Source organism: Bradyrhizobium sp. (assembly GCF_016462955.1).
Lineage (GTDB): Bacteria > Pseudomonadota > Alphaproteobacteria > Rhizobiales > Xanthobacteraceae > Bradyrhizobium.
The window spans coordinates 1-8,633 of sequence record NZ_JAEMSD010000168.1 but is presented as its reverse complement, the minus strand read 5'-3'; the positions used below and the strand labels follow the sequence as shown (position 1 = coordinate 8,633).

The window sequence follows — 8,633 nt, the reverse complement described above, 5'->3', positions numbered from 1 at the left end:
TCGGCGAGCTCGACGGCTTCGACATGGCTCTCGCCGTGGATGCGGGCCGTCGACGCGTTGAGCAGGATGCGGATGCCCTTCTGCTCGACCAGCGTCTTCAGCAGGTCGGCTGCGGGCGCATCGAGCTGGCGCTCCATCAGCCGGTCCATCAGGTGCAGCAGCGTCACGGGGGCGCCGGCCTTGGCGAGACCGTAGGCCGCCTCCAGCCCGAGCAGGCCGCCTCCGACCACGACGACGCGCTTCTTCGCCGCGGCCAGTGTCAGCAGCAGGTCAACGTCCCGGGTGTCGCGAAAGGTGTGCACGCCCGAGAGATCGGCACCGGGCACGTTGAGCCGCAGCGGCGTCGAGCCGGTGGCGAGGACGAGCTTGGAATATTCCATGCTCTCCGCGCCTTCGATCTTGAGCTCGCGGCGACCGATATCGATCTCGGTGACGCGATAGCCGTAGCGCACCGTGACACCGCGATTTCGCCACCAGTCGGCCGGCCGCAGCTCGATCTCGTGCGAGCCGGTCTCGCCGGCCAGCACGGAGGAGAGCAGGACGCGGTTGTAAGCGAGCCGCGGCTCCTCGCCGATCACGGCAACGGCGTAACGGCCGAGGGCGGTGTTGGCGAGCTCGTCGACCAGCCGCGCGGCCGCCATACCGTTACCGACGATGACGAGCGGTTCACTCACAAAGGCCTCTCCTATTCGGCGGCCTGCGCTTTCGCGCCATAAGCCTCGGAAATCATGTAGCCGGACAGCACGCCGTAGGCGTCGGTCCAGGCTTTGGCGAGTTCGGGCGTCCAGGCCTCGCCGAGCCCCTTCTCCAGGGTCCACAGCAGGGTCGCACCGACGACCGGGTAGTGCTCGGCCTTGGCGCCGTAGTCGACGTGACGCTTGGCGAGCGCGGAGGCCGCGGGCAGAATGGATTCCAGGTTCGACAGGCCGCCGACCACGGCGGCGAGCATGCCCATCAGCTTCTTGCGCTGTTCGGTCATGTCCTCGGGAAACATCGCGCGCACGGACGGCGCCACCTCGAACAGACGATCGTAGAACAGCACCGCGGCGGCCTCCGAAATCGGCGCGACCTTGGAAAAGCTCTGCTGAATGAGGGCAATCTGTTCGGGCGTCATGATGTTTCTCCTGTCTGGTTCGTCTGCCTTCGTCCGCGCCATTGCGGAAAAAGTTCATGGGTCAAACGTCATCAGAGAGACTCCTCCCCGCTCACGGGGGGAAGCGACATTCGTGCCAAGTCCTGGACCGTTGTTTCGGCGAGGCTTGGCGCGCCTTCAGCCTGCGGGATACGACGCAGGTCAAACCACCAGGTCAGAGCGAGGCAGGAGGCGTGCACGGGTACGCCTCTTGCAGTAGCGCCGGCTTTACGCGGCCTCGACGAAGCGATGACGCTCGTAGAGGAATTCGAGCACGCGCTGGCGGCACTTCAGGTAGGTGGCGTTGGTGGCAAGCTCGAGCCGCTTGCGCGGCCGCGCCAGCGGCACCTCCAGCACCTCGCCGATGCGCGCGCTCGGCCCGTTGGTCATCATGACGATGCGGTCGGACAGCAGCACCGCCTCGTCGACGTCGTGCGTGATCATCAGGATGGTGTTGCCGAGCTTCTGGTGCAGCGCCATCACGGAGTCCTGCAGATGCGCGCGGGTCAGCGCGTCGAGCGCGCCGAACGGTTCGTCCAGCAGCAGCACCTTCGGCTCCATCGCCAGCGCCCGGGCGATACCGACGCGCTGCTTCATGCCTCCGGAGATCTCTGACGGGCGCTTGTCGCGGGCGTGGGCCATCTGCACGAGGTTGAGATTGTGCATTACCCAGGCGTCGCGCTCGGCGCGAGACTTGGTCTTGGCGAAGACCTTGTCGACGCCGAGCCTGACGTTCTCGTAGACGGTCAGCCACGGCAGCAGGCTGTGGTTCTGGAACACCACGGCGCGATCGGGCCCCGGCGAGTTCACTTCGCGGTTCTCCAGGAGCACGACACCCGTGGTGACGCCGGTCAGCCCTGCGATGATATTGAGCAGGGTCGACTTGCCGCAGCCGGAATGGCCGATGATCGAGACGTACTCGCCTTTCTCGATCGTAAGGTTGATGTCCTTCAGCACCTCCGTGGTGGCGGCGCCGCGGGTGAAGACCTTGTCGATGTGGTCGAGCTTCAGATAGGCGGTCATGTGCCCTCTCCTCTCAGTTCTGCGCGGTGCCGCGGGTGACGAGCTTGCCGGCGCCCGCGATCAGGCGATCGAGCACGAAGCCGACGATGCCGACATAGAACAGCGCCAGGATGATCTCGCTGATATGCGAGGAGTTCCACGCGTCCCAGATGAAGAAGCCGATGCCGACGCCGCCGATCAGCATTTCCGCTGCGACGATCGCGAGCCACGACAGGCCGATGCCGATGCGCAGGCCGGTGAAGATGTAGGGCGCCGCCGCCGGGATCATAATCTTTGCGAAGAACTCGAGCGGATTGAGCTGCACCACCGCGGCGACGTTGCGATAGTCCTGCGGGATGTTGCGGATGCCGACCGCGGTATTGATAATGATCGGCCAGATCGAAGTGATGAAGATGACGAAGATCGCGCTGGGCTGGCCGTCGCGGAACGCCGCGAGCGAGAGCGGCAGCCAGGCGAGCGGGGGAATGGTGCGCAGCACCTGGAACAGCGGATCGAGCCCGCGCATGGCCCAGACCGACTGCCCGACCAGCACGCCGAGCGCAATGCCCGCGATCGCCGAGAGCGAATAGCCGAAGGCGACGCGCTGGAGACTGGCTGACAGATGCCAGAACAGGCCCTTGTCGATGCCGCCATTGTCGAAGAACGGATCGAAGATCAGCTCCTTGGTATCACTGAAAACTTTCGACGGCGGCGGCAGCGCCGAGCCGGCCCGCCGGCAGACCAGCTCCCATATCAGCGTCAGCAGCGCGATCACGATCAGCGGCGGGATCACGCGCACCGCCGTCTCCCGTGCCATGCGCGCGTAAGCCTCAGTGCGCGGGGGACGCTTCGGCGTCAACGCGACGACTGGCGCAACCGTTGCGACAGGCTTCGCGGTCTTAACCTCGATCTTGGTGGCAGTCATGCTCATCGCAATCTCTCTCCGGATTGGCTGGGACGATGCGGCCGCCCGCCCGTGGGCGGCCGCTGGCTCCATCAGACTTCGACGCGCTTAATCGCGAGCGACTTCAGATAGGCGGCCGGATTCTCCGGATCGAAGACCTTGCCGTCGAAGAAGGTCTCCTTGCCGCGCGAGGTGGATGTCGGAATATCGGCGGCCGCGACGCCGAGGGTCTTGGCCGCGTCCTTCCAGAGGTCCTCGCGGTTGACCTTGGCAATCAGCGCCTTGCTGTCGAAACCGGCCTCGTACTTGCCCCAGCGGATGTCCTCGGTCATGAACCAGAGGTCGTGGCTCTTGAAGGGATAGGAGGCATGGTCCTTCCAGAAGCGCATCTGCTGCGGCGAGTTGTCGACCACCCGGCCGGTACCGTAGTCGAACTTGCCCTTCATGCGGTCGGTGATGTCCTCGACCGGGCAATTGATCCACTGGCGCTTGGCGCAGATCACCGCGGCTTCCTCGCGGTTTTCCATCTTCTCGGCCCATTGCTGCGCTTCCATCACCGCCATCAGCAGCGCCTTCGCTGCCTTCGGATATTTGTCGACCCAGGCCGCGCGCATGCCGAACGACTTTTCGGGATGCTTGTCCCAGAGCTCACCGGTGGTGATTGCGGTGTAGCCGATGTTCTGATGGATGAGCTGCAGATTCCACGGCTCGCAGACGCAGAAGCAATCCATGGTGCCGACCTTCATGTTGGCGACCATCTGCGGCGGCGGCACCACGATGGTTTCGATGTCCTTGTCCGGATCGATGCCGCCGGCGGCTAGCCAGTAGCGGATCCAAAGATCATGCGTGCCGCCTGGGAAGGTCATCGCTGCCTTGACGGCCTTGCCTCCGGACTTCTTCTTCTCGAGCGCAGTCTTGAAGGGCGCGGTGTCGATCCCGACCTTGATATCCGCATACTCCTTGGCGACGGAGATGCACTGACCATTCAGGTTCAACCGCGCCAGGATGTACATTGGCGTCGGCTGATTGTTCTGTGTCACCTTACCCGCCGAGATCAGATACGGCATCGGTGTCAGGATATGTGCGCCATCGATGCCGTTGCCCTCGGAGCCGAGCACGAGGTTGTCGCGCGTGGTGCCCCAGGAGGCCTGCTTCTGCACCTCGACATCGGGCATGCCATACTTGGCGAAGAAGCCCTTCTCCTTGGCAACGAAGAGAGGGGTCGCGTCGGTGAGAGCAATGAAGCCGAGCTTGGCGCCCTTGACCTCGGGGCCTCCGTCCTGCGCGAAGGCGCCGGCGGGAAAATTCAGCTTTGCGGCGGCGAGCAGTGCGGCGGTCGCGCCGGTGGCTTTCAACAATTGACGGCGGCTGAGGCCAGTCGCGGAGAGCCGGCGAATGCGCTTGGTCATAGGTCGTGTCGTCCTTTTGCGGCGTTACGGAATGATTTGCGGCTGTGCGCGCGAGCGGCCCGTCCGTCCGTGGCGCCGTCTTCGGCGCATGCGAACGCGCGACGGGGGAACCCCCGCCTGGCGGCGTCAGCAAATCGGATGAGAAATCTCGCGGGACGGCTTCAATGGCGTCGGCTTGGAACTATTCAAGCTTCATGCCAAGGTTGCCGATACAAAAGATCTAGATAATTCAATGGACTGTGACAGTCGCTAAAAACAGTCGCAGTCAACTCCGCACGCGAAATTTGCGACCTGCATAAAGTTTGTGCGGCGCACAAATCTTATGCAGGAGCACAAGCTTTGTCAGAGTGTGAGATTTTTTGCATGGGAGCGCCTGAGGACGGGCGCCCCGAAGGGCCCCCGTCGTCGATAAAGATGTTCTGGCGAAGTCAGGCGATCGCCACGGCCGTCAGGCAGCGGCCGTGATCTCGGCGACGAAGTCGCGGTAGGTCCGCAAGGGACGGCCCAGCATGTCGACCAAACGCCCGATGTCGCCGACTTCGGGGATCATTCCCTCACTCAGAAAGCGCTCACTCATCACCCGCATGTCGAAAGCCATCCAGGGCGGCATGAACTGCCTGAGGTTCTTCTCGAACCCCGCGGTGTCGTCTCCGCCATAGACGACGGCGCGTCCGAGCACGTCCGACCAGATCGCGGCAGCTTTCGCGCCGGTGATCGTATCGGGACCGACGAGATTAAAGCGCTGGAGCGGAAGCGGCACCGCGGATGCCTCACGGCGGATCAGTTCGATCGCCGCGATCTTGCCGATATCGCGCGCGTCGATCATCGCCAGTCCCTTGCTGCCGATCGGCATGGGATAGACGCCGTGCGCGGTCACCACATCCTTGATCATGAGCTCGTTGTTCATGAAATAGGCGGGACGCAGGATTGTCGCCTGGAAGCCCATCTGCTCGATCATGCGCTCGACGCCGAACTTGCCGGCGAAGTGCGGCACGTTCACGTAGCGGTCGCTGTGGATGACCGACAGGTAGACGAGCCGCTCGATGCCGGCCTCGCGGGCGAGGTTGAGCGCAGTCAGCGCCTGAGTGAATTCGTCAGGCACCACGGCATTGAGCAGGAACAGCGTCGAGACTCCCGAGAGCACTACGCGCACGGAATCGACGTCCAGCAAGTCGCCTTGGGCGACGGCGACACCTGCCGGAAGGCTGGCCTTCTCAGGATTTCGAACGAGTGCGCGCACATCGGCGCCGCGCTTGACGAGCTGCTCGACGACGTTGCGGCCGATGGTGCCGGTGGCGCCGGTAACGAGGATGGTCATGGGATCACTCCGGTTTGGGGGCTGAAGACACCCCAGAAATTAATGATCCACATGCGAGCCGATAGCCGCTATATTTGGACAGACCGTCTCATTGGTGGAACAGATGGATTTGCTTGCGCTTGCCGACTTCAATCTCGTCGCGCGGCATGGAGGGTTCGGAAAGGCCGCGCGTGCAGCGGGACGCCCGAAAGCGACGTTGTCGCGGCGCGTGTCCGAGCTCGAGAGCAGTCTCCATCTGCGTCTGTTCGAGCGCGGCGCGCGCAGTCTCAAGCTCACCCATGAAGGGCGCGCGCTTTACGAGCGAACCGCAGTGCTCCTCACCGAGCTCGGCGAGACGGCGGCAGCGATCGCCTCCGGCGGAGACAAGCCAAGGGGCAGGTTGCGGGTCAGTGCCCCCCAGCTCTTCTCGCAAACCGCGATGGGCCGTCTGGCGGCCAACTTCGCGCTCAAGCATCCGCAAGTCCGGCTCGAGGTCACCACCGATGATCGCCATGTCGACATGATCGAGGAGGGCTTTGACCTCGTGATCCGGGTCAACCCCGCCCCGGATGAAAGCCTCGTCGGCCGCATCTTCTTGCGCGACCGACTGGTGGTCGCAGCCGGCCCCGGACTGAAGCGCCCGAAAGGAAACCTCGCCGTTCCGGCCGTCGTGCGCGGCGACGATGATGCTGCGGTCTGGGACATCAGGCAGCCAAGCGGCCCATCGCGCATCACGGTCGATCCGGTGCTTCGGCTATCATCCCTGATGATGGTTCGCGATGCCGTGAGAGCCGGAATCGGCGCGGCACGGCTCCCCCTGTCGCTCGTCAGTCACGATCTTGCCGCCGGCACGCTGGTGCGCTGGGGCGATGTCGAGGGATCCGACATCGCCCTGTGGACGCTCTATCCCTCGCGGCGATTGCTCAGCGCGCGCGTCTCCGCGTTCCTCGATCATCTCAAGGACGCCTTTCCAAAGGGAACGCCCGACGAGCTCGCCGCCTACATTCGGGGATGAGCGCATCTCAGGAGACGAGAAGTCTCACGCCGGCTCCGCCGCCTTCGTCCCCAGCGGCTTCGGAGCCATGCCGCCGCCCGGCTTGAGGTGGAATTCGTAGGTCATCAGGTGCCATTTCCCGCTCGCCTTGGTGCCGTCCGGCATCGCAGCATCGTTGCGCGGCTCGACCTTGGCGACGAGCTCGTCCTTGACCCCGAACACGACGTCGGAATCGAGATATTTGTCGCCGCCGATGAAGACGTGGGTGATCAGCGGCTCATGGCCCTTGGCGTTGACCAGGAAGTGCACATGCGCGGGCCGCATTGGATGGCGGCCGGTTTGTACGATCATCTCGCCGACCGGTCCGTCGGTCGGGATCGGATAGCTGCACGGCAGGATGGTGCGGAAGAAGAAGCGGCCGTCGCTGTCCGTGATAAAGCGCGCCCGCGCTGAGGCGCCGACCTCGTCATAGTCCGGCTTTTGGGAATCGTAGAAGCCATCGTCGTCGGCATGCCAGACGTCCACCGGCACGCCGGCGAGCGGCTTGCCGTTAATGTCGGTCACGCGGCTCTGCACGAACATCTTCTCGCCGGCCTCGTTATGCGGCGAGATGTCGGTGCCGTGCGCAGTCACCTTGTGCTCGCCGACATAGAACGGGCCGAGCACGGTGGTCTCCGTCGCGCCGTCGCGGTCGCGATGGTTGACGGCGTCGACCAGCATGGAGACACCGAGCACGTCGGACAGGAGGATGAATTCCTGCCGCGTGTCGGTGCATTTCTGCCCGGTGCGGGTCAGGAAATCGATGGCGTAGTCCCATTCCTCGAAGGTGAGGCCGGTCTTGCTCACGTAATCGTGCAGCGACTTCACCAATTCCTGGAGCAGGAATTTCGCACGCGGGTTCGGCGTGTTGTCGAAGCTCCTGATGACGGCTTCGGTGAGCTCGGTCTCGTTGAACTGGGTCATGCTGCGTTTGCCCTCGCGTTGTTCTCGTTGCCCCAGGCGGGCTGCTTCGGCGTTCCAGGGGACAGCCTATACCAGCTGGCCGGCCCGCGTTAAGCGCGACCGGCTTGGAATGGGCCCGCCATTTGGCTATCACGGTGATCGAGAAACTGCCCGGAGGAGCTGATGCTTGCCCCCACCCCCGCCTCGCCCGAATCCGTCGGCATGTCCAAGGCCGCGCTCGACCGTGTCGATGCGCATCTGAAGAAGCGGTACATCGATGCCGGCCGCTTCCCGGGCACACAGCTCCTGGTCTACCGCCGCGGCAAGGTCGCGCACAGCTCGGTGCAGGGCTTCGCCGACGTCGAGCGCAAGCTGCCGGTGAAGGACGACACCATCTATCGCATCTATTCCATGACCAAGCCGCTCACCAGCGTCGCCTTCATGATGCTGGTGGAGGAAGGCCTCGTCGCGATCGACGAGCCCGTCGCCAGATACATTCCGGAGTGGAAGGATCTCGGCGTGTTCGTTGCCGGCACCTATCCCTCGTTCCTGACCCGTCCGCCGTCCCGGCCGATGCTGATCGTCGACCTCTTGCGCCATACCTCCGGCCTCACCTACGGCTTCCAGCAGCGATCCAACGTCGATGCCGCCTATCGCAGTGAGAAGATCGGCGAGGTCGAGAAGTCAGGCACGCTCCAGACCATGATCGAGAGCCTCGCGAAGATCCCGCTGGAGTTCTCGCCGGGCGAGGCCTGGAACTACTCGGTGGCGACCGACGTTCTCGGCTACCTCGTCGGCAAGATCTCGGGGATGCCGTTCGAGCAGTTCCTGAAACAACGCATCCTCGATCCGCTCGGCATGACCGACTCCGATTTCCACGTGCCGGCTTCGAAGGCGCATCGCTTCGCCGCCTGCTATTCCGCAGATCCCGGCGGTGGCATGACCTTCCATGC

The 8,633-nt window shown here is 64.0% G+C and carries 8 protein-coding genes and 1 pseudogene; 2 read left to right on the top strand and 7 right to left on the bottom strand.

The window, feature by feature from the left end:
- The 6 genes and pseudogenes from JHD07_RS18290 to JHD07_RS18265 form a co-directional block, all read right to left on the bottom strand.
- Positions 1-641 (bottom strand): annotated as a pseudogene (locus tag JHD07_RS18290) (FAD-dependent oxidoreductase); the annotation flags it as partial.
- A 44-nt stretch (positions 642-685) separates the two neighbouring features.
- The gene (locus tag JHD07_RS18285) at positions 686-1,114 is read right to left on the bottom strand and encodes a globin family protein (RefSeq protein WP_291624548.1); all 429 of its coding nucleotides are present in this window, start codon (positions 1,112-1,114) and stop codon (positions 686-688) included.
- 246 nt (positions 1,115-1,360) lie between these two features.
- On the bottom strand, positions 1,361-2,155 hold the full coding sequence (locus JHD07_RS18280; RefSeq protein WP_291624547.1) for an ABC transporter ATP-binding protein: 795 nt from the start codon (positions 2,153-2,155) through the stop codon (positions 1,361-1,363).
- A gap of 13 nt (positions 2,156-2,168) precedes the next feature.
- Entirely contained in the window at positions 2,169-3,065 is an 897-nt protein-coding gene (gene ntrB, locus JHD07_RS18275; RefSeq protein ID WP_291624546.1) for a nitrate ABC transporter permease, read from the bottom strand.
- A gap of 65 nt (positions 3,066-3,130) precedes the next feature.
- The gene (locus JHD07_RS18270; RefSeq protein ID WP_291624545.1) at positions 3,131-4,447 is read right to left on the bottom strand and encodes a CmpA/NrtA family ABC transporter substrate-binding protein; all 1,317 of its coding nucleotides are present in this window, start codon (positions 4,445-4,447) and stop codon (positions 3,131-3,133) included.
- Positions 4,448-4,895: 448 nt separating this feature from the next.
- Complete coding sequence (locus JHD07_RS18265) at positions 4,896-5,765, bottom strand: NmrA/HSCARG family protein (protein WP_291624544.1); 870 nt, start codon at positions 5,763-5,765, stop codon at positions 4,896-4,898.
- Between the two features lie 103 nt (positions 5,766-5,868).
- On the opposite strand from JHD07_RS18265, the gene JHD07_RS18260 reads away from it, so the two are divergent.
- A complete protein-coding gene (locus JHD07_RS18260; RefSeq protein WP_291624543.1) occupies positions 5,869-6,759 on the top strand; it encodes a LysR family transcriptional regulator in 891 nt (296 codons plus the stop codon).
- A 24-nt stretch (positions 6,760-6,783) separates the two neighbouring features.
- On the opposite strand, the gene JHD07_RS18255 is transcribed toward JHD07_RS18260, so the two are convergent.
- The gene (locus JHD07_RS18255; RefSeq protein WP_291624542.1) at positions 6,784-7,701 is read right to left on the bottom strand and encodes an intradiol ring-cleavage dioxygenase; all 918 of its coding nucleotides are present in this window, start codon (positions 7,699-7,701) and stop codon (positions 6,784-6,786) included.
- Positions 7,702-7,863: 162 nt separating this feature from the next.
- Between JHD07_RS18255 and JHD07_RS18250 the strand changes: the two genes are divergently transcribed.
- Positions 7,864-8,633, top strand: a 770-nt coding sequence (locus JHD07_RS18250) for a serine hydrolase domain-containing protein (protein WP_291624541.1), incomplete at its 3' end; no start/stop codon positions are given.